2 protein-coding genes are annotated in these 2,440 nt (G+C 32.2%); one reads left to right on the top strand and one right to left on the bottom strand.

Annotated features, from left to right (window positions below):
* Positions 1-387 precede the first annotated feature (387 nt).
* A complete protein-coding gene (locus G9F74_RS29325) occupies positions 388-1,293 on the top strand; it encodes a DMT family transporter (RefSeq protein WP_000658279.1) in 906 nt (301 codons plus the stop codon).
* A gap of 105 nt (positions 1,294-1,398) precedes the next feature.
* On the opposite strand, the gene G9F74_RS29320 is transcribed toward G9F74_RS29325, so the two are convergent.
* Positions 1,399-2,190 (bottom strand): sulfotransferase family 2 domain-containing protein, encoded by a 792-nt coding sequence (locus G9F74_RS29320; RefSeq protein WP_000460464.1) that lies wholly within the window; start codon positions 2,188-2,190, stop codon positions 1,399-1,401.
* Positions 2,191-2,440: the final 250 nt, after the last annotated feature.

Raw genomic sequence — 2,440 nt, 5'->3', positions numbered from 1 at the left:
GAACACGGAAGTTAAGCTCTCTAGCGCCGATGGTAGTTGGGACCTTGTCCCTGTGAGAGTAGGACGTCGCCAAGCAAAAACCTAAGTCGATTCGACTTAGGTTTTTTTATGTTTATTTTTATTTATCAGCTGTTATAATCTATAATTTTAATAGTCCTAAAGAAGAAAAAAGATAAAATAGAAACGATATAAAGTGATAAGAAGGTTATAAAGTAATATATTTAAATGTAAATTAAAGGTAAGAATTACCTTTTGCATGAATTTAGTTGTAAAATGAACAAAAAAATTTTTACTCTTACATAACCTCTTTGTTTTTTTAGGGTTTTACATAAGGCTGAATCTATAATTAAGGTAGTTAACATATATTTTTGATGGGTGTGGGGGATTATGAAAGAAATATGCATGTTATTAGTGGCTGTTATATTATGGGGGACAGCCATTGCGCCAACGAAATGGGCGTTAGAATCTATTCAACCGTTTACTTTGTTGTTTATTCGTCTTTTCTTTGCGGGTGGAATTTGTATGCTATTCTCATTTAAACAACTACAAAAATCAGTTGTACATAAAAAAGTTCCATGGAAAAGAATGAGTTTGTTAGCTTTTACCGGTGTAGCTGGATATTTTATGTTTACATCCTACGGCATTTCTTTAACAAGTGGATTACATGTTAGTATCATAGATGCTGCATTACCATTAGTTACAATTCTATTTTCAGCATTCTTTTTGAAAGAGAAAATTCGGTTGAATTATTGGATAGGAATTATATTGGGGGCTATAGGAGTACTCTTTATTACGATTCCATCTAAAGGTGTTGATCAAGAAGTATCTTTAATAGGAGATGTACTTATATTATTGAGCACTTTTCTATTTGCTTTCTACACAGTTTTGTTAAAACGACCAAAACAAGAACAGTATTTATCAAATGAGGTATTTACCACATTAACTTTAATTATCGGAGCTGTTATTCTATTGCCGTTTGCCTTGGTAGAAATTCTTTATTACGGTTTCCCAAAGATTGAAACTTGGAAAACGGGATTTAGTGTAATGTACCTTGTTATTGGAGCAACAATTTTAGCATATTGGTTCTGGAATAAAGCGCTAGAGAGAGTTTCTGCATCAGTAAGTGGATTATATTTAAATGCATTACCGTTAATAAGCATTGTTACTTCAATTATCCTATTAAATGAATCTCTGACATGGAGGGTAATAATGGGGGCAAGTCTAGTTTTAATTGGAGTAGGATGGGCGGATAAGCAAAAAATACGTAATCTATTAAAAGGTAATAAGGTGTAGAGTCGGGACTGTTAAACAGTATGTTTTATATAATTAAAAATGTTAAAAAGATACCTTATATATATGAGGTATCTTTTTATATTTAGCAAAGAAAATAGACTGAAATTAGTATGGATATTCTTTGCTATATCTATATGTATCGAAATCATTTTGAAATATTGTTTGAACGAGCTGCATACACTCAGTATCGTAAAAACTTTCGAAAGTAGGATGGCGAGGGAATAAAGGATTCGTAATATCGGCTTCACTAAAATCCCCTTTATAAATCATGGTGGGAGTTTGATGATGCCAAGATGTTGAGAACTCATTTATTGGTGCAACTTTTAATTCGAAACGCTTTTCTAATTCTTTCATTTCCTGATTGAAGTTTTCTAAGTATATATAATTGGTCACATATTCTTCTTCACCAGTTATATATTGTTGTGTGAAATGTGGGTTAATGTCATCTGCTTGAGCACCTTTAATAAATAAGTAGTATAGAAATTGTTTAAATGAGATCCCTTTAGGAGAGTTTTCATCTTGATATAAAAACTTTCGGATGGGTTTCCATTCGGGATTTTCCACATAAGGAGGTGCAATTAAGGATACGAAAGAACTGACTGCCCTCCTATAAGGGTTGCGAACAAGTTTAAAAGTTTCTTTTTGTTTTTCTCGTAACGCTATACCTAGTCGTACACTATAGGCAGGTGTATTTTTGTATATATGATATTCATAATTATGAATGAAAGGACTATAGCTTAGAGCTGTTTGTAATAAATCAATCTGGTAAAAGAACCAATTAGCAAGAGAGGTGCAACCGCTTTTTTGACTCCAGAATAGAATGATGGGGAAATTTCTATGATAGTTTGGAATTCTTGAATGGGTGCTTATGATGCGTAATAAAGAAGAATCGAACAATCTCTACACTCCTTTCAGTTATCTTATTAATATGTATGAGAAATAAAGAAGGGGTATGAGAGTATCTTTCATCTTTAAAAAAAAACGAAAGATTAATATTGACTATTATTATATTGAGGTGTAATATAAAACAAGTCGCCGATGCAATAATGCAGAAAACGACAAACGAAATAAAAAAACTTAGTTGACATTGAAACATGAAGATGTTAACATAAGGGAGTCGCAAATGAGCGACCAAGTAGTTCTTTGA

Source organism: Bacillus sp. EKM202B, assembly GCF_011066025.1.
GTDB lineage: Bacteria > Bacillota > Bacilli > Bacillales > Bacillaceae_G > Bacillus_A > Bacillus_A toyonensis.
Note: the sequence above shows the minus strand (reverse complement) of the source record. Positions and strands in the feature narration are given on the sequence as shown.

Coding starts and splice junctions, on each gene's coding strand:
- G9F74_RS29325 (WP_000658279.1), top strand. CDS start 388: ATGAAAGAAATATGCATGTTATTAGTGGCTGTTATATTATGGGGGACA.